The sequence below is a fragment of the Algoriphagus vanfongensis DSM 17529 genome (assembly GCF_000429465.1).
Lineage (GTDB): Bacteria > Bacteroidota > Bacteroidia > Cytophagales > Cyclobacteriaceae > Algoriphagus > Algoriphagus vanfongensis.
This window is the reverse complement of the sequence record NZ_AUBX01000018.1, coordinates 73207-93486: the sequence shown is the minus strand read 5'-3', so window position 1 is coordinate 93486 and position 20280 is coordinate 73207. Positions and strand designations below refer to the sequence as shown.

Below are 20280 nucleotides of genomic sequence, written 5' to 3'. Positions count from 1 at the left end.
TACCTACCACACGATTCATCTACAGAACAGCGAAGTATAGAAACATAAAATCAGTATAGCCCTCCATGCTACTCCGACGCTTCATCAAACTATCTGCCCAAAATTGAAAGGAATTAGATATCTTTCCTTTTCAATAAACCAATGATCCAAATGAAAAAAATCACCTTAAACCTATTCTTGATCCTATCTCTGATGATCGGGATCAATGCCTGTGGACCCAAAACCGATAGCACAGTCGAGCTCGTAGAAGAATCCAGCACTGAAGTCAGCAATTTTGGCGGATTGGCACTCTATACCGTTCGAGATTCCATGGCCAGCAATCCCAAAGCTACGCTTCAGGCAGTAGCTGATGCAGGCTATGCCTACGTAGAGGCTGCCAACTATGCCGACGGCAAATTTTATGGCATGACTCCCGCGGAGTTCAAAGACTACTTGGCTTCACTCGGTCTGACTGCCAAAAGTGCGCACATGGGCATGGTCAACATGGAAAATGCAGATCAATTGATCGCTGACGTCAAAGCAGCAGGCATCGAATACTTTGTGATTCCTGTCCCTCCTATGGGCATGTTTACTTTCAACCAAGAGACTCGCTCCATGGGATTGAAAGGTAAGCCTGAAGACCTAGTAAACATCATGGATACTTTGGGAGAGAAGTGTCATGCGGCCGGAATCAAATTGCTTTATCACAACCATGACTTTGAGTTCAAAGCTCTTGAAGACGGAACAGTCATCGAAGATTTGCTTTTGGAAAAATGCAATCCTGAGTTTGTGAACTTCCAGATGGACCTGTTCTGGGTGACCAAAGCTGAAGTAGATCCATTGGCATATTTTGAAAAATATCCAGGTAGATTTATTGCTTGGCATGTCAAAGATATGAATGCTGAAGGCAACTTCGCTCCAGTAGGCACTGGCTCGATTGATTTTGCCAGAATTTTGGCCGAAAAAGAAAAATCAGGAATGGAGTTCTACTTGGTGGAGCAGGACAATACCTTTGACCTAGACCCTATGGAAGCTATCAAGATCTCCCATGAAGGATTGAAAAAAATCGGATTCGAGTAATCGTCTCCTTTTTACAATATTCAAAGCCAGTCTATTTTGACTGGCTTTTTTCGTTCAGTTTCTCAGTACCCAGACCTAATTATTATCCCTAGGAATAATACTTTCCACTCATTATTTAACATCTCATTAGGATTCAACTGATCCGTTTTACTTTTTCTCACAAATCATTGAATCCTATAGAGATTATTTTCTTTCGGAATCTTTTGGTACTCACATGAAAAAACACCCTTTTGTCTCAAAAAAATAGGCAACTTTGGCTCAAGCCTATATCTTTGATGCCTTTAGTAGAAAAATACAATCCTTAATCGGATTATTGGAACACCAAACAAACCCTTCCAGAATATACTACCCATGGAGCAATTTATTTACTCAATCAACGACCTGATTTGGAGCAATGCGCTGATCGTACTCTGTCTTGGCGCCGGAATTTATTTTTCGATTGCGACGAAGCTGGTTCAGCTTAGATATTTTACAGAAATGATCCGACTCCTTTTCTCTGGAAAATCTTCAGAAAAAGGAGTTTCTTCTTTTCAGGCCTTTGCACTGGCCCTTTCTGGAAGAATCGGTACAGGAAACATCGCAGGTGTGGCTACAGCCATCGGCATGGGTGGCCCTGGCTCCATCTTTTGGATGTGGGTGATTGCCTTTTTGGGGTCTGCATCTGCCTATATCGAAGCGACGCTGGGACAGATCTTCAAAGAAGTAAAAGACGGACAATATCGAGGCGGGCCCGCTTACTACATCGAAAAAGGCCTCGGTATCAAATGGTACGCAATGCTTTTTGCCTTTGTGACGATGGGCAGTATGGCTTTTCTACTTCCTGGTGTCCAAAGTAACAGTATCGCTCTCAGCGTCAACAATGCCTTCAATATCCCTGTCGAATACACGGGAGGTTTTGTTTGTCTGCTATTAGCACTGATCATTTTTGGAGGAATCAAACGAATCGGAAAAGTAGCCGAAATTGTCGTTCCCTTCATGGCGGCGGGGTATATCCTGATTGCAGTGGTGATTATCTCCATGAATTTCACAGAAATTCCATCAGTATTCAAACTGATCGTTGGCTCTGCATTCAATGCTGAAGCTGCATTCTCTGGTGTATTTGGCTCCGCAATAGCTTGGGGAATCAAGCGTGGAATCTATTCCAATGAAGCTGGGCAAGGTACTGCCCCTCATGCAGCTGCAGCGGCGGAAGTTAGCCACCCAGCCAAGCAAGGTCTAGTTCAGGCCTTTTCGGTCTATATCGACACGCTCTTTGTCTGCACGGCTACTGCCTTTATGATTTTATTCACCGGTCAGTACAATGTCGTCGATCCAGAAGGTGGATTCATAGTCGAAAATCTACCCGGTATCAGTATCGGACCAGAATATACTCAAAGTGCCATAGCCACCCATTTCCCAACGATTGGAGCTGGATTCGTTGCCATTGCCTTGATGTTTTTCTCCTTTACTACCATCATGGCTTACTACTACATCGCTGAGACCAACTTGAGTTATTTGCAGAAAGACAAAAGCAAAGCATGGCAAGTTCATCTCCTACGTATAGTGATCTTGATCGCTACTTTCTATGGCTCTATACGGACTGCCGAATTAGCCTGGACATTTGGGGATATCGGTGTCGGCTTGATGGCTTGGTTGAATATTATCGCCATCCTTCTTTTGAGAAAACCGGCTCTGGAAGCACTCAAAGATTACCGTGCGAAACGAAAAGCTGGACAAGATCCAGAGTATGATTTTGAAGCAATGAAAAAACACTACACCAAATAAACCACCCACCAAGGCCTAGCAAATCGCTAGGCCTTTTTAAGATCCGCAAACCAGAAATGCTTCTCTCCCTTTTCGCCATTGGAAAGTAAAAAAGAATATGTTTTGCGGCTGCGTTCTTCTAGGTTGACCATTATTTCCTTTTGAAAAATAGGACCAGCATAGCAGTAGGTGTGAAATTCACCATTTTCTCCACAGGGATCTACCTGATCAGGTAGACTCGCGATAAAGTCCCTGTCAAGATCTTGTCCAACCCATTTTTCAGCTATCAAATCTGCATCAGCAGCACAAATTTTGGTACGGAATCCTGCATCTAAAAATTCTCCGATGAGGGCAAAAGTCTTTTGGTTCCAAAGAGGAAAAACTGCATTGAAACTTTTTTCAGCCAACTTCTTTTCCCGATAGCCTTTCAGATCTTCCAAATATATATCCCCATACGCTATATGGCTGATGCCTAAACCCTGCAACTGATTCAAATATGCATGAATGGCTTTTTCATAAGCCTGATTGTCTCCACTGGCAGGATAGTAGAGCTTATCCAATGGCAGTCCAAGAGCCTCTGCCTGCATCTCAATCAAATGCTCAGGAATACCATGCATTCCTACTCTCCTCGTTTCTTCACCAAAAGTAGTATGCAACCTGACTACCTGATAGACAGGATTATGCAGCAGTTTCCACAGTGCCATTGCACTATCTTTACCGCCAGACCAGCTCATGGACAAAGGGATTCTTTCTGTCTTGGTTTTAGCATTCATCCCCAAAGCTATCCAAATCCACTAAAAAAGCCTCCCTGTCACAGGAGGCTTTCCTTTGGAAACCATTATCCTAAGAGCAAGGTCAGATTTCTATGGGTGGAATTGTGACCAATATAGCCGTAGCCATTGGTCGTCCTCGCCCAAGCAGTCAACACAAAACTGTAAGCGCAGGTCTGAGGCGGCCTCCAATTACCGGATGAGGGTACCTGAAGATTGGTAAACCCTTGCCACAAGCCACTCGATGGATTGTAGTTTTCAGAATAAATGGTCGTGGCCAATCCATCTCCATAAGTAGCTCTGAAGCTGACAGCTCGGAGATTTCCTTCTGGATCATGTGCTGTGATTTTGAAATTGACTCCATCTGGAGCAGGACCGATCGTCTCAATCGCACATGCAGAGACTTCACTAGAGCCATGCTTGACACTTTCGATGATCGTAGATGGCACCTGATTGTCTATGTACAATTTCAATACTTGCGATGCCGCTACCGCACTGGAGCTCCCCACATAGAAGGTGACCCGGATAGAGTACAATCCTGGCAGTAGTGCTGTAGTCGGAAACTGAATCAGAAGGTCATCAATCGAATAATCAGTAGCGGGATTGGCCATTTGATAGATCCCGTAATAATTCGGCGCAAATGACTCCAATACATAGTTGCTTCCCGACCATCTATAGTTGGACCAATTGGAAATCAGCTTGGAAAAAGTCCCACCGGGAGGTGCGATCTCGACGATATACCTTTTATTATTAGCGTTCCAGAGAGTCTGTAGCTTGGTCCGGTTTCCGATGAGATTGAGCGTTCCTCCAAAAGCCGCATTGTCTACTTTGACGAAATACCCCGCATCAGTGGTAGCACGGCCTGTGCTTTGATTGATGATATCCTGATTGGAGGAATTTTTCCCAGCGGGTATCAGCCCTACACTTCCTATCAGTTCACCCAGTTGACTGCTAGGAATCGATGGTTTCCGGGAAAGAATCAATTGTCGGAGCTTGCTGAAATCTCGATAGAAATTCCCGGGAAAATCAGTGGTAAACCCAGGACTACTGGATTTGACCCGAAATCCAAAATAGGTATAGGGAGTGCTCAAAGGCCAAGATAAGGCAACATTGATTTCTGACAGTTCTATTTTAAACTTCCAGATTCGATGACTCACGTCACTGTTCATACTTGATCCAAACTCCTGAACAACCTCAGAGTTAGGCGGTACAGCTATGCCAGTCCAGCGACCCGGCCCAAGATATTTTTGAATTCCCAGTTTATTGGGCTGGCCAGGATAGTTTCCATAGTTCACGTCCACGTTCGCTGTGATCCCACGGTCGCGATTGTTGTCGAAACTCAACCAAAAATAGTCTCCAGTGCCGGGGTCATTTCCGGTATCTTGGATGACATCCAGTGCCAGATACAGATATCTGGAGTCATTCTTTGCGAGGACATATCCTCTACTAAATTTCAGAGTCCCGGCATCTTCCCAAGCTCCTGAACTAAGAGGAGCTGCCAGGTCTATGGGAGTGGACGCCCATTCACTCCTCAGTGGCATCGCAAACAAGATGGGAGTGGTGATGGACAAATTTCTAATTTTTGCCATGGTGTTTGATGGGTTATAGGTATAAAAAAAAGATTGGGCTCATTGCGAGCCTTCAAATGCAAATCCCAAAAGAGCTTGGGAACCTGAGTAAATCTAAAAACAGGATCAACTCAACATGTTGAAAATCAACTTGTTTTAAGTTAATCAATTATAAAAAATCTAAAAACAAAAAATAAAAATAGCCCCAAACAATCCTATTTTGGGGCTATGAATTGAATTTTTCCAATGTTATTTGGATGGTAGAACTTTGGATTTCAGCTCTCCAAAACCAACCCGCACTCCTTCTTTTTCGGCAAAGCCTTTCAAGATCACCGTATCTCCATCCTCGATGAATTTCCGCTCTTCTCCAGAATCCAGTCTAATAGGTTTGGTACCTTTCCAGCTCAATTCCAGCATAGATCCAAAGGAATCCTCCGAAGGACCGGAAATAGTCCCCGACGCCATCAAATCCCCCACATTGATATTACAACCATTTACTGTATGATGGGCAAGCTGCTGAGCGACATTCCAATACATATATTTGAAATTGGAAGTAGAAACTTTTGTAGCTTTTTTGACTTGATCGGGCTGTATATAGGCCTCTAGTTGCAAATCGAAACTATGCGCTTTTTCACATTGGAGATAGGGTAAAACCTCTGGGTCTTGACTAGGACCGTCCACCCGGAAATAATCCAGCGCTTCCAACGTGACTACCCACGGAGAGATAGAAGACGCAAAACTTTTGCCCAAAAACGGACCTAATGGTACATATTCCCATGCTTGGATATCTCTCGCAGACCAGTCATTGAATAGGACAAAACCAAAAATATAATCCTCCGCATCTGCTGTGGAGATTGTGTCTCCTAACTTCGTCGACTTGCCAGTGATAAATGCAAGTTCCAGTTCGAAATCCAATCTCCTGGACGGCCCAAAGCCTGGACTATCCATATCAGCGTCTTTGAATTGTCCTTTGGGCCTGAAAATATCCTGACCGGAAGGGATGATAGAAGATGCACGGCCATGATAGCCTACCGGCAAATGCTTCCAATTGGGAAGAAGGGCATTCTCGGGATCCCGAAACATCTTCCCTACATTGGTAGCATGCTCCATCGAGCTATAAAAATCCGTGTAGTCACCAATTTTCACCGGCATGAGCATCTCCGCTTCACGACGATTGACCATGACCTTGCCTCTAATTGAGTGATCCCTTAGTTTTTCATTTTCTGCAAGCAATAGTTCCTGCACTTTTTCTCTGATCTTTCGGGTCTGTACTTTTCCCAAAGCAATCAGTTCATTGAGAGAATCCTGCAAAAATACGCCCTCTGGCAAAAACATATCTGAGAAAAAACCTTCTTGATCCAGGATACTCAAATCCACTATTTTGTCTCCGATAGCTATCCCTATCCGTGCTGACAGTCGCTTGTTTTTGAAAACCCCAAATGGAAGGTTGTAAATGGTAAAGTCTGAATTTTTAGGAACCTCTACCCAAGTCTCAAGACTAGTCATCGATTTATCACTCATGTTTTATAGTTCTGCCCCCAAAGGTAGTCTTTAGCCCGAAAACGGAAAAATCTTGCACATCTTCCCTTGTCAAAGAACGTCTTCAAGCCTTTCATTTTCCAAAAAACAACAAATTTCCTATGGAAAAAAGGCCACCCGACTTATATTAATTCGTCCACTCATCAATTATCCACAACTAAGATTTATTCTTCTTTTTATTTTTCACCGATCAATCATTCCTATCATGAAATTACGCCTCATTCCCGCACTTGTATTTTTCAGTTTCCTATGGGCTTCTTGTGGGCTCTATGCCCAAGAAGTTCCATTGCTAGATCAATTGGAGGAAGTGGCCATCGTGGATCAAAAAATCATGATGCCCATGAGAGATGGAAATCGACTCGCCACGGATATCTACCGTCCAAAAGGAGATGCAAAAGTCCCGATCATTTTCTCCAGAACTCCTTACAACTTCAATACTTATGGAGATGGAGAACTAAGGATCAGAACACTCCAAACTGCACTGGAATGGGTCAAAAAAGGCTATGCCTATGTGGTCCAAAACGAAAGAGGGCGATTCTTTTCCGAAGGAGAATGGGATATTTTAGGCACTCCGCTGACTGATAGTTATGACGCTTTTGACTGGATGGCCAAGCAAGCCTGGAGCAATGGAAAAATAGGAACTCTAGGCTGCTCTTCCACTGCCGAATGGCAAATGGCAGCAGCTTCCCTGAATCATCCGGCCCATGCGGCGATGGCTCCTCAAGGATTCGGAGCAGGTGTAGGTAGAATCGGAGAGTTTTACGAGCAAGGCAACTGGTACCGTGGTGGTGCGGGACAGATGCTTTTCACAGCATGGCTTTATGGTACGCAACATGACCCGTTGGCTCCAAAACTTCCGAAAGGAATTGCTCAGGAGGATCTTTTGAGATTGCAGCGATTCTACGACATGGCACCCGAATATCCGCGAGTGGACTGGAAAGAAGGTCTTTCCCACCTTCCCGTCTCCGATATCATCAACAATGTCAATGGCCCAAATGGTATCTACGAAGAGATGATCACTCGCAAGCCAAATGATCCAAGATGGTATCAGGGAGGATTGTATCATGACAGTATGCCTTTTGACAAGCCAAGTTTTTGGTTCGTCTCCTGGTACGATGTATCCACCAGCCCCAATTTGGCTCTCTACAATCACGTGAGAGAAAACGCAGTTTCCCAAGCTGCACGGGACAATCAATACTTGATCATTGCTCCAGTACTTCACTGTTCTTACACCAGAGCTACTGAAAACACGATCGTAGGCGAAAGAAGCGTAGGAGATGCTCGTTATGAATATGATGAGATCATCACGGCGTGGTTTGACCTTTGGCTGAAAAGTGAAGACAAAGGAGAGATCTCCAAGATGCCAAAAGTGACCTACTACACGATGGGCACCAACCAATGGCAGTCCTCCGATGTATGGCCACCAGCAGCTGCGAAAATGACGACCTTTTACTTAGATTCTGAAGGCAGCGCCAATACCAGAAATGGAGATGGAAAGTTGGTCAGCAAACTTCCAAAAAAACAAAACCAAGACACCTTCACTTATGACCCCATGAATCCGGTGAATTCCTACGGGGGGAATGTCTGCTGTACCGGAAATGCCGTACAAGGCGGCTCATTCGACCAATCGGAGATGGAACTGAGAGATGATATTTTGGTATATACTTCCGAGCCTTTGGATGAAGGTGTTGAAATATCCGGATTTATTGAAAGTTATCTTTATCTCTCCTCCGATGCCAAAGACACCGATGTGACGATCAAGCTCATCGATGTCTATCCTGATGGAAAAGCTTACAATTTGGATGAAACAATCCAGCGAGTTCGCTATCGAGAAGGCTATGACAAGGAAGTTTTCATGGAAGATGGAAAAGTCTATGAAGTCAAAATGACTCCCATGAGTACTTCCAATTACTTCGAAAAAGGTCATCAAATCCGGATTGAGATCACCTCTTCCAACTTCCCGAGATTTGATAGAAACTTGAATACAGGAGGAAATAACTACGATGAAAGCGAAGGAGTGATTGCCACCAACTCCATTCATCATGGAGGGGTTCATCCAAGTAGAATCGTGCTTCCGATGATCAAGTAGTCTGATCAAGAATTATCACTCATGAAACATCCGGCCAAAGTCTTAAAAAACTTTGGCCTTTTTTCTTCCATCTAATCCCCTGAAAAAAACTCGCCTTTCCAAAGTATCTTGCTTTAAAGCCCATGCAATCGATAGAATAAAACTGAGATTTTACAAAACACTAATTTTCAAGCAGTTTCATTATATTTTTCTTAAAATTTCTTTTCATTTTTTACGAACTTTGCGCCAGACACTCCTGTTAGCCCAGAATACCTATCGGAAATTTCAAGCCTTTTGATTTTGGAAAATACTTTTAACAAGCGAACGTACTTTACTATTGTCTTGGTCTTAGGGGCACTGTGTACCATCAGTCCATTTTCCATAGACATGTATCTGCCAGGTTTTCCTGAGATGGCCAGAGATCTGGGCACGCCCATTTCCCAAATCCAATTATCTCTGACTGCCTATCTTGTGGGCATTGCTATTGGACAGCTCTTCTACGGACCGCTTTTGGATAAATATGGCAGGAAAAAACCGCTATATATTGGACTGGGTATTTATGTATTGGCTTCGATAGGTTGCGCATTTTCCCAATCCGTCGAAAACCTCATCATCATGCGTCTATTCCAAGCTTTGGGAGGATGTGTAGGAATGGTCTGCGCCCAAGCCATGGTGAGGGATATCTTTCCTGTTCAAAAAACTGCCCAAGTCTTGGCACTTTTGACCTTGGTGATCGCAGTATCTCCGATGATCGCTCCTACCTTGGGTGGATATGTCACCGCATTTTACAATTGGCATTGGGTCTTTATTATTTTGGCTTTGCTGACTGTGATCATTTGGATAGCGGCCATCTATGTTTTGCCCGATGGAGCTGATCCTGATCCGGCTATTTCTCTCAGACCTCAAAAAGTCTGGATCAATTATCGGGAGGTCATGCAAAACAGGCAATTTCTAGTTTACATGCTAGTTGGCGGACTGGCAGGAGCTGCTCCTTTTGCTTATATCGCGAGTTCGGCTGATGTATTTATGAATATCTATCAGGTAAGTGAGCAGACTTATGGTTGGATATTTGGTCTATTGGCTTTCGCAATGATCGGCTCCACGCAGCTCAATCATTTGCTTTTGAAAAAATTCAAAAGTCAGCAGATCATTAATTTCTCACTGAACTATCAAGTCATCACAGGATTGGTTTTGGTCGTAGGTACTTATTTCCAGCTGTACAATGTCTATGTACTAGTAGCCTTGATGTTTCTTTTCCTGACTGCTCACGGACTCAATGGACCTAATACTGCCGCTCTTTCGATGGAACCTTTTTCTCGAAATGCCGGAAGTGCCTCCGCTCTTTTGGGAAGTTTGAGAATGGCAATCGGCGGAATTGTGACAGCTGTAGTTAGCTTTTTCCATGATGGCACAGCTTTTCCGATGGTCATGGGAATGGCTGCTTGCGCCTTGGCCGGATTTATCATCCTTAAATCTGACCAGCAAATCCCAGGCTCAATCAGTAGAAAATATCCAAGTCCCAGCATGGGAAACTAATAGCAGACGAAACTGGAATAGGACCTAAAATCCAATCTTCATATATAATCAATATCAGGGAGGCTTTTACCTCCCTTTTTTTCGGCCCAAATCCCCAAAAAAACCTAATTTTGCCCCTTCATTAAAAATTACCTGAGCACATGTCTACGATTGCCAGCAAATACGACCCTGCAGCAGCTGAAGCCAAATGGTACGCCTACTGGATGGAGCACAAACTTTTCTCTTCCAAAGTTGACCCTGAAAAGGAACCTTACACGATTGTAATTCCTCCACCAAACGTCACAGGCGTCCTTCACATGGGACACATGCTCAACAATACCATCCAAGATGTATTGGTAAGAAGAGCCAGAATGCAGGGCAAAAATGCTTGCTGGGTACCTGGCACAGACCACGCTTCCATCGCAACTGAAGCGAAAGTCGTCGCTATGCTCAAGGATCAGGGGATCGACAAGAAATCCCTGACTCGTGAAGAATTCCTGAAATATGCTTGGGAGTGGAAAGAAAAATATGGTGGAATCATCCTGGAGCAGCTGAAAAAATTGGGAGCTTCTTGTGATTGGGACAGAACTTCCTTCACCATGGATCCAGGATTGAGCGATGCAGTAATTTCTGTTTTCGTTGACTTGTACAACAAAGGCAAAATCTATCGTGGAGTAAGAATGGTCAACTGGGATCCGAAAGGCAAAACAGCCCTTTCTGATGATGAGGTAATCACCAAAGAGGTGGCTTCCAAGCTTTACTACATCAAATACCAAATCGAAGGAACTGAAGATGAATTCTTGACTATCGCTACCACCCGACCTGAAACAATCATGGCCGATGTTGCGATCTGCGTCAATCCAAATGATCCTCGATTCACACATCTCAAGGGCAAGAAAGCAATTGTTCCATTGATCAATCGTGCTATTCCTATCATCGAAGATGAGTATGTGGATATGGAGTTTGGTACGGGTTGTCTGAAAGTGACTCCAGCTCATGACATCAATGACTACGAACTGGGTATCAAGCATAAACTAGAAGTAATCGACATCTTGAATGATGATGGTACTTTGAATGAAAAAGCTCAGATTCTAGTAGGTGAAGATCGATTCGTAGCTCGTAAGAAAATCGGAAAATTGATTGACGAAATCGGTCAATTGGATAAAATCGAGGACTACAAATCCAATGTGGGCCATTCTGAAAGAACGGATGCGGTAATCGAGCCGAAGCTTTCTTTGCAGTGGTTCTTGAAAATGGAGGACATCACGAAGCCTGCTTTAAGTTCTGTGATGGATGATGTGATCCAATTGCATCCGCCAAAGTTCAAGAACATGTACCGCGCTTGGATGGACAATGTCCGCGATTGGTGTATCTCCCGTCAGCTTTGGTGGGGACATCAGATTCCGGCATTCTACCTTCCGAATGGTGAATTTGTAGTTGCAAAGACCAAAGAAGAGGCCTTGGTGATTGCTAAAGAGAAGCATGATTCTTCTTATACTTTGGAAGACTTGACTCAAGACGAAGATGTATTGGATACATGGTTCAGCTCTTGGTTGTGGCCTATTTCCGTTTTTGATACAGATGTATTCACTACCGGTCAGCCAAACGAAGAATTGAAGTATTACTATCCTACCAATGACTTGGTGACAGCACCGGAGATTCTTTTCTTCTGGGTAGCGAGAATGATCATTGCGGGATATGAGTATATGGGCGAGAAACCTTTTAAAAATGTTTATTTGACAGGTATCGTTCGTGATAAATTGGGAAGAAAAATGTCCAAGTCTTTGGGCAACTCACCTGACCCATTGGATTTGATGGCTCAGTACGGGGCAGATGGCGTGAGAACGGGAATGCTTTTCTCCTCTCCTGCCGGCAATGACTTGCCTTTCGATGAAAAATTGGTGGAGCAAGGACGTAACTTCTCCAACAAAATCTGGAATGCCTTCCGATTGGTAAAAGGTTGGGAAATCGACCCGAGCTTGGATGGATCTGCGAATGCAGCAAGTTTGGAGTGGTTTGAGAACCGATTCCAACAAACCCTTTCAGAGATCAATGATCATTTTGAGAAATTCAGAATTTCTGATGCTTTGATGTCTACTTACAAACTGGTTTGGGATGACTTCTGCTCTTGGTATCTGGAAATGATCAAGCCTGCATATCAGCAGCCGATTGATCAAGCGACTTATAACAAGACAATAGCCTTCTTCGAAGATATCCTGAAGATTTTGCATCCATTTATGCCTTTCCTTTCTGAGGAAATCTGGCATCAGATCAAAGAAAGAAGTGTTGAAGAATCTTTGATTTTGGCTTCTTGGCCTGAATCAAGCTCTTTTGATACTACAATCATCGAAGAAGCCGCTCAAGTATTTGAGGTGGTTTCACAGGTGAGAAACTTGAGAGCATCTAAGGGAATGTCTCCTAAAGAAGCTCTGGAACTGACTATCAATGCCAAGAACCCTGAGCTTTATGGAAGATTCGAAGCTGTTTTGACCAAGTTGGCAAACCTATCCAGCCTTGCTTTCGCAGAGAAAGTAGAAAATGCGATGAGCTTTGTGGTGAAGTCCGACGAATGCTTCGTGCCGATGGGAGACTCCATCGATATCGAAGAGGAAAAGGCCAACATTCAAAAGGAACTCGAATACACCAGAGGCTTCCTGAATTCAGTGATCAAGAAGTTGAGCAACGAGCGATTTGTGGCAGGAGCTCCTGCTCAAGTAGTAGAAAATGAAAAGAAAAAGCAGGCAGATGCTGAAGCTAAAATCAAGGCTTTGGAAGAAAGCCTTTCCAAGCTAGGTTAAGCCTAGTGAGAAGTTAAAACCCTATCAAATCCCTTTCGGTCGAAACTGAAAGGGATTTTTTTTGCCTCTTTCCGAGTTTGTATGTAACTTTTAGTCAATTAGTTGACTAAACTGACTTTTCACATGAATAACCCATTTCTCAAAACTATCAGTACCGTCATCAAACATTGGTATCTTCCCTTGCTGATTGGTGTCTTATTTTTGATCATCGGGCTTTACACAATGTTTTCTCCAGCAGAAGCCTACGTGACCTTAGCTATTCTGTTTAGCCTTTCTTTTATCTTCTCTGGTCTTTCAGATCTCATTTTTGCTATTGCCAATCGAAATGAAATCGACAACTGGGGTTGGACACTTGCCATGGGCATCCTAACTCTTCTAGTCGGAATCATCCTATACATTCATCCAGAAATCTCCATGGTGACATTGCCTTTTATATTGGGTTTTCTATTTCTATTTCGTTCTGTTGCCGGAATTGGCCTTGCTCTAGATATGAAGGCATATGGCGTACAGAGCTGGGGTTATCTGATGCTTTTGGGAGTTTTAGGAATAATTTTATCCTTTTTGATGATCTGGAACCCACTATTTGCCGGTATGACTTTGGTGGCTTTGACAGGCTTGACCTTATTGACTATTGGTATTTTCCACGTGATTTTGGCTTTGAAACTCAAGAAGCTCAAGGGGAAACTTCATTTTTAAGTAACAGGGTAGTAAAGGTCGTTTTGTAAATTGAATCGAGCCAAATTGATCAACTCATGAAAAGACGTCCTTTTCTACAAAAAATCAGCCTCATAGGATCCAGCCTGATGTCTATGCCCTTTATGCTATATGGGAAAATGGATTTCCCGAAAAACACCAAACTCAAGTTTATCACTGCCTCAGATGGACATTGGGGTCAACCAAACACAGATTTTGAGACTTCTCATCGTCAACTCATCGAGGCGATCAATCAAGAATCAGATGTGGATTTTGTGGTAATAAATGGAGATTTGATTCATGATGATCCCGTATTGCTCCCTGAGGTAAAGGGCATTTTTGATCAAATCCAAGCTCCCTACCTGACCTGCCGTGGCAATCATGACAGAGTCAGTCAGGACACTTTTCTAAAGACAATGGGTCATCCAACCAATCATACCCAACTGGTCAAGGAGGATTTTGGCATCGTACTTTTGGACTGTTCCAACGAGCAAGGTGAATACCTCTGTGCCGATATGGATATTGCCAAAGCTTCCCTCGATAGCTTCAAGGATTTGCCGCATGTTTTCGTCTTTGTCCATATTTCCCAAAATGACTGGACCAGACATGGTGTAGACTGCAATCCTTTTTTGGACTTGCTCTGTTCCTATCCGAATGTTCGGGCGACATTTCACGGCCATGATCACGATGTAGACGGCATGATGCTTTTTGGCAAAAAACCCTTTCTGTGGTCTGGCCATTTTGGCGGCTCTTGGGGCAATCCTTTCCCTAGCTATCGAGTAGTCGAAGTCGGCGAAGACGGTAAAGCAGTTTCCTATCTCAAAACCGTCAAGGAAGGCTACATCCTCAATGGCAACAATCTCTGAAACGAAGTATTGGTTTCAGACCGCTTTGAAAACTCTTTCTATTGATTTTTGGTCAAAACAAAGTTAAATTCAGAGTGTTTCATTTTTCAAACTAACTCACTTCTATGGGAAAACTTTACACAGGTCTATTTTCGTATCGGTTCTTTTTGATACTCAGCCTTCTCGCATTTTGGAATCCTCAAGAGCTAGCCGCTCAGCAGGATTTTGAAAGAGAGCTAGCGGAAGCCCGCATGGTATTTCACAGGACTTATTACGAAAAAGCTTCGGTTCTTTTTGAAGAACTCACACATAATCATCAAAACAAAGCTCTGGCACACGCATACATGGCCTTGGTCGAGTTTGTGCTCTTTCGGGACCCCAGCATCCACCTGGAGAAAGCGCTGACCTTGACTCAGGAGACCGATGCCGATCACGCTATTATTTTGGCTCTTTGCAATTTCGCATCTGGGGATTTGTTTGGCTGCGAAAGCAATGTGAAGGACTATTTGAAAGCTGACAGCACGGATATTTTTGGCACTCATCTTCTGGGGATGATTCTAGTAGCCCAAAACAAATCTGATGAGGCCAAGATCATCCTTCAAAAACTGATCGCTCAGCAAGGAGACTATTACCCTGCCTACAATCATCTGGGCTACGCCTACCTGCGTCTCGGACACACATCAGAAGCTCTCAAGACTTTTTATTCTTTTCAGAAAAAAGACTCTCTCAACCCAAGCGCATACGATTCTGTGGCTGAGTGTCTTTTTGAAATGGGTAAAAATGACGAAGCGATATCTTCACTCAGAAAGGCGGTAAGCCTGGAGCCTTACTTTGCCTATGGCTGGGAACACATGGGTGACATGTACCTCCAAATGGGAAAGACTGAAGAAGCAATTGCAGCATTTATAGAAGGACAAAAAGCCGCAAAGTATTACGGAGAGGATTTTGTTTATTCTTTGGAACAAAAAATCCAGGATCTAAAAAACTAACTGCAATCAGAAAAAAAACGGCCCGGGTGACCCGGGCCGTTTTTCAATTATTTTAAAAAGCAGATTAAGCCAAATCAAATCTATCCAGCATCATTACCTTGTCCCAGGCTTTCACAAAGTCCTTGACGAATTTCTCTTTGGAATCCGAACAAGCGTAAACCTCAGCCAAAGCTCTCAGTTCTGGATGTGAACCGAAGATCAAATCTGCACGAGTAGCAGTCCATTTAGTTTCTCCGGACTTTCTGTCTTTCCCTTCAAAATACTCCTTGGACTCGTCTGTAGCATTCCACACAGTACCCATATCCAATAGATTGACAAAGAAATCATTGCTAAGCGCTCCTGCCTGATTGGTCAAAATACCTGAATCTGAATCAGAGAAATTGGCTCCGATAGCTCTCATCCCTCCTACTAGCACAGTCATTTCAGGAGCGGTCAAGGTCAATAGTTGCGCCTTGTCTACCAACAAGCTCTCTGTCGAAGCAGACTGTTTTGCTTTGAGATAATTCCTAAATCCATCCGCTGCTGGCTCCAAAAACCCAAACAGTTCGACATCGGTATCTTCCTGAGATGCATCTACTCTTCCCGGGGTGAAAGGCACCTCCACTGCAACACCGGCATTTTTGGCGGCAGTCTCTACTCCCACTACTCCAGCCAATACAATCAAGTCAGCCAAGGAAACTTTCTTAGCACCTGAGTTGAATTCGGCCTGAATCGCCTCCAGTTTATCCAGCACTTGAGATAGCTGCGTCGGGTTGTTTACTTCCCAAAACTTCTGTGGAGCCAAACGAATTCTAGCGCCATTGGCACCTCCACGCTTATCAGAACCTCTGAAAGTAGATGCAGATGCCCAGGCAGTTTTCACCATTTCAGAAACCGAAAGTCCGCTAGCTGAGATTTTACTTTTCAGCACACTGATATCCGCCGCGTCTATTGCTTCTCCACTTGCTTTCGGTAGTGGATCCTGCCAAACAAAATCTGTCTCTGGTACTTCTGGACCCAAATAACGAGACTTTGGCCCCATATCTCTATGCACCAATTTGTACCATGCTTTCGCAAATGCATCAGCAAACTCATCTGGATTTTCGTAGAATCTTCGGGAGATTTTCTCGTAAGCAGGATCAAATTTTAGCGAAAGATCGGTCGTCAACATCGCAGGAGCATGACGCTTATTAGGATCATGTGCATCCGGTACAGAATTAGCACCCGCATCATGTTTTGGCTTCCACTGATGAGCGCCCGCTGGACTCTTTGTTAATTCCCAATCATAGCCAAACAGATTCCAGAAGAAATTATTGCTCCATTTGGTAGGAGTACTGGTCCAGGTCACTTCCAACCCACTGGTGATCGTATCCGCACCTATACCTGTACCGAATTTACTGACCCAGCCTAATCCCTGCAGTTCCAACTCTTCCGCTACTGGCTCCAATCCTACATTGGATACATCACCGGCTCCATGCGTTTTGCCAAAGGTATGTCCACCAGCAATCAAAGCCACTGTCTCCTCGTCATTCATTCCCATATTGCCAAATGTCTTGCGGATCGCATGAGCTGCCAATATTGGATCTGGATTGTGATCTGGGCCTTCTGGATTCACGTAGATCAATCCCATTTCGGTAGCACCCAAAGGGTTGGCAAGACTTTCGGGACTTCTATGGGAAGCGACCCACTCAGTCTCATCTCCCCAATACACATCCTTATCAGCCTCCCAGACATCGACGCGACCTCCTCCAAAACCAAAGGTTTTGAAACCCATGGATTCAAGAGCCACATTTCCTGTCAAAATCATCAAATCTGCCCAGGATATTTTTTTACCATATTTCTGCTTGATCGGCCACAGTAATCGACGTGCTTTGTCCAAACTCGCATTGTCAGGCCAGCTACTCAGCGGAGCAAAACGCTGCTGTCCTCTACCTCCGCCACCACGACCATCTTGCTGTCTGTAGGTACCGGCACTATGCCAGGCCATTCGGATAAAAAACGGACCATAATGTCCAAAGTCAGCTGGCCACCACTCTTGAGAATCTGTCATTAAATCTGTCAGATCTTTTTTCAAAGCTTCGTAATCCAAGCTTTTAAATTCCTTGGCATAGTCAAACTCTTCCCCCATTGGATCGGTGAGACTTGAGTGCTGACGCAAAATATCTAAGGAAAGCAGTTTTGGCCACCAGTCTTTGTTCTGAGTGCCTTCAGTACTGATTTTCCCATTGCTCATACTGCCATTGTGAAAGGGACATTTGGAGATATCTCCACCGTTGACATCTAAGCTTCCATTTTCTTTGTCTGACATAATTTGTTTTGATTATAGGGTTATGGATTAATTTCTAGGCTCAATTTACTTATTTAAAAATTGATAGTTTAATTTTTTCGATTGATAAAAACTATGACTCTTGTCACTTTTTGAAAGTGATGAAAAAGCTTCAATAAGATACTAAAGACTTCGAAAGTCGTCAAGTGCATAGGTCAAGATTCACAATTCCCTAAACCAAAACTTGAATTTCATCTTCATGTCACTTGTAGGCATCTAATGAAAAATTTGGAGCTTGACGGAATCACCTATTTCATTTTTTTATCAATTAGTTAGCTATCTGATTGAATTCCTGATATTTTAGATCAAAACCCAACCTAACCTACATGCTGATTCTTTTTTTGATCCTGCTCGTGCTGGCCTTGATCCTTGTGGCCATTGTCAAATTTGAAATTCATCCATTTCTTGCCCTTTTAGGCGGCGCACTGCTCTTTGGCTTACTTGCCGGCATGGATTCGGAACTCATTCTTCAGTCCATTTCGGATGGATTCGGCGGAGTACTTGGCTCAGTGGGTTTGTTGATAATCTTGGGAGTGATTTTAGGGACTTTTCTGGAGAAAACAGGAGGAGCTATCGTCATCGCAGAGCGGATTTTAAACTGGACTGGCAAAAAAGCCATCAACCTCACCATGATGCTGGGAGGCTATATTCTTTCCATTCCGGTCTTTGGAGATTCAACGATTATCATGATGAATCCCATCGCTAAAAGTCTAGCGCTAAAAACTTCCAGATCTTACGCCGGCACTATGATCGCTCTTTCATTAGGAGCGATGTGTTCGCATTCATTGGTTCCACCGACGCCTGGACCTATTGCAACCGCAGGGATATTGGGGGCAGATTTGGGCCAATTGATTTTCCTAGGGATTATAGTTTCTCTACTCACCCTGATCCCAGGCTACATTTTTGTCAATGTCTCGGTTTCTAAAATCCCACTCATTGCAAAACTGTCCACTTCCGAGGAAAAACTAAACCGAGTTGAATTTCCATCTGCACTTAAGTCATTTCTTCCCATTATCATTCCACTGATGCTGATCATCCTAGCATCTATTGCCAACTATCCATCCCAACCTTTGGGAACCGGAAAATGGATCAAAGCCCTAGAGTTTTTAGGAGCTCCGGTGATCGCCTTATTTATTGGCGTTTTACTATCCTTCACGCTTCCTAAAAAATTGGATAAAAAAATGCTCTCCGCCACTGGCTGGGTAGGCGAAGCATTACTAATCGCTGCTCCTGTCATATTCATCACGGGAGCGGGGGCTGTTTTTGGGAAAATGCTCCAAAATTCCGGAATAGGCGCTTTAGTTTCTGAAGGAATGAAAGATGCCAATTGGGGGATTTTTCTTCCATTTGTCATTGCTTTTGCTTTGAAAACTGCCCAAGGATCGACCACAGTCGCCATGATCACAGCAGCCTCCATCATTGCTCCTTTGCTTGGACCACTTGGATTGGAATCGGAAACGATGAAAGTCCTTACCGCCCTATCTTGTGGAGCCGGAGCTATGGCTATCTCTCATGCCAATGACAGTGGCTTTTGGGTCGTCACCCAACTCTCCGGTATGAGCATCAAGCAAGGCAACCAATCCCATAGTTTGGGTACTTTGATCATGAGCACGGCTGCCATGCTGATTATTTATGTCCTGAGTTTGATACTGGGCTAGAACAAGAGGAAAGCCAGTTCATATTAAAAGGACAGTTTTATTAAATCATTTCCCTCACATCCCGCATATCTTCCCCAGATAGAATTGTTTTAGATTTTTGGATTTTTTTTGGGAGATTGAGAATAGGAATCTATCAGTGGCTTTAGACCCAAAATCCATTTCGTTAAAGCTTCTTGTCCTTTTATGTCTCTTAAAATTCATGCTTTTGCCTTACTCTTCGCTCTGATGGCACCGATGAGCTTGGCCATGCTTTGGCTGAATTGGGATATTGCTTTGATGCAAAACACAGTTGAAGAACGGATAGAAAAAGAAGAAAATCCAAGAGAACTGGTGACGCTGACTTTCACCATATCAGAAAGCCAAACACTGCTAGATTGGGAGCATGAGCGGGAATTTGAATACCAAGGCCAGATGTATGATGTGGTGGAAATCCATGAAAATGGAAACCAAATCTCCTATGTCGTTTGGCCAGATCATGAAGAGACCAAACTTAAAAGACTATTGGGCGAACTGCTGGATTGGGATCTGGAAGAAAACGAAGAATCCGAATCTATCTCTCAACACTTCCAGCTATTTTCTAGCAAATCCGGTTTAGAAATTCAAATTTCGAAACTAGTAACTCGTCAAGAGAAATTTCCAACTCTTCAAAAAAGCTATTATTCCCTAGCTCTTTGCCCTCCTTCCCCTCCTCCTATTCGGTTTTGATTTGACATAGAATCAGACGAATCGT

Annotated in this window: 14 protein-coding genes; 10 read left to right on the top strand and 4 right to left on the bottom strand. The window is 43.7% G+C overall.

Annotated elements, in window-relative coordinates:
- The first annotated feature begins 150 nt into the window (after positions 1-150).
- Positions 151-1059 carry a sugar phosphate isomerase/epimerase family protein gene (locus G460_RS0118595; protein ID WP_026956768.1) on the top strand — a complete coding sequence of 303 codons (909 nt, stop codon included), beginning with the start codon at positions 151-153 and terminating at the stop codon, positions 1057-1059.
- A 351-nt stretch (positions 1060-1410) separates the two neighbouring features.
- On the top strand, positions 1411-2823 hold the full coding sequence (locus tag G460_RS0118590; RefSeq protein ID WP_026956767.1) for an alanine/glycine:cation symporter family protein: 1413 nt from the start codon (positions 1411-1413) through the stop codon (positions 2821-2823).
- Between the two features lie 26 nt (positions 2824-2849).
- On the opposite strand, the gene G460_RS0118585 is transcribed toward G460_RS0118590, so the two are convergent.
- From G460_RS0118585 to fahA, 3 genes are all read right to left on the bottom strand, one after another.
- Positions 2850-3575: a Dph6-related ATP pyrophosphatase gene (locus tag G460_RS0118585; RefSeq protein WP_035464764.1), complete on the bottom strand. Its 726-nt coding sequence runs from the start codon at positions 3573-3575 to the stop codon at positions 2850-2852.
- A 65-nt stretch (positions 3576-3640) separates the two neighbouring features.
- Entirely contained in the window at positions 3641-5161 is a 1521-nt protein-coding gene (locus G460_RS0118580; protein WP_026956765.1) for a hypothetical protein, read from the bottom strand.
- 228 nt (positions 5162-5389) lie between these two features.
- Positions 5390-6661: a fumarylacetoacetase gene (gene fahA, locus G460_RS0118575; protein ID WP_026956764.1), complete on the bottom strand. Its 1272-nt coding sequence runs from the start codon at positions 6659-6661 to the stop codon at positions 5390-5392.
- Positions 6662-6884: 223 nt separating this feature from the next.
- Between fahA and G460_RS0118570 the strand changes: the two genes are divergently transcribed.
- The 6 genes from G460_RS0118570 to G460_RS0118540 all read left to right on the top strand — a co-directional run bounded on the left by G460_RS0118570 (position 6885) and on the right by G460_RS0118540 (position 15587).
- Positions 6885-8768 carry a CocE/NonD family hydrolase gene (locus G460_RS0118570; protein ID WP_026956763.1) on the top strand — a complete coding sequence of 628 codons (1884 nt, stop codon included), beginning with the start codon at positions 6885-6887 and terminating at the stop codon, positions 8766-8768.
- A 279-nt stretch (positions 8769-9047) separates the two neighbouring features.
- Positions 9048-10283 carry a Bcr/CflA family efflux MFS transporter gene (locus G460_RS0118560; protein WP_084421435.1) on the top strand — a complete coding sequence of 412 codons (1236 nt, stop codon included), beginning with the start codon at positions 9048-9050 and terminating at the stop codon, positions 10281-10283.
- A 140-nt stretch (positions 10284-10423) separates the two neighbouring features.
- Complete coding sequence (locus tag G460_RS0118555; RefSeq protein ID WP_026956761.1) at positions 10424-13060, top strand: valine--tRNA ligase; 2637 nt, start codon at positions 10424-10426, stop codon at positions 13058-13060.
- A 123-nt stretch (positions 13061-13183) separates the two neighbouring features.
- Positions 13184-13756: an HdeD family acid-resistance protein gene (locus G460_RS22190; RefSeq protein ID WP_035464763.1), complete on the top strand. Its 573-nt coding sequence runs from the start codon at positions 13184-13186 to the stop codon at positions 13754-13756.
- A 56-nt stretch (positions 13757-13812) separates the two neighbouring features.
- Positions 13813-14619 (top strand): metallophosphoesterase family protein, encoded by an 807-nt coding sequence (locus G460_RS0118545; RefSeq protein WP_026956760.1) that lies wholly within the window; start codon positions 13813-13815, stop codon positions 14617-14619.
- A gap of 104 nt (positions 14620-14723) precedes the next feature.
- Positions 14724-15587 carry a tetratricopeptide repeat protein gene (locus G460_RS0118540; RefSeq protein WP_026956759.1) on the top strand — a complete coding sequence of 288 codons (864 nt, stop codon included), beginning with the start codon at positions 14724-14726 and terminating at the stop codon, positions 15585-15587.
- Positions 15588-15651: 64 nt separating this feature from the next.
- Here the strand turns inward: G460_RS0118540 and katG are convergent, their stop codons facing one another.
- Positions 15652-17874, bottom strand: a complete 2223-nt coding sequence (gene katG, locus G460_RS0118535; protein WP_051316116.1) for a catalase/peroxidase HPI — start codon at positions 17872-17874, stop codon at positions 15652-15654.
- A gap of 344 nt (positions 17875-18218) precedes the next feature.
- On the opposite strand from katG, the gene G460_RS0118530 reads away from it, so the two are divergent.
- Positions 18219-19550, top strand: coding sequence for a GntP family permease (locus G460_RS0118530; protein WP_026956757.1), 1332 nt, complete (start codon positions 18219-18221; stop codon positions 19548-19550).
- 183 nt (positions 19551-19733) lie between these two features.
- A complete protein-coding gene (locus tag G460_RS0118525; RefSeq protein ID WP_026956756.1) occupies positions 19734-20255 on the top strand; it encodes a hypothetical protein in 522 nt (173 codons plus the stop codon).
- Positions 20256-20280 lie beyond the last annotated feature (25 nt).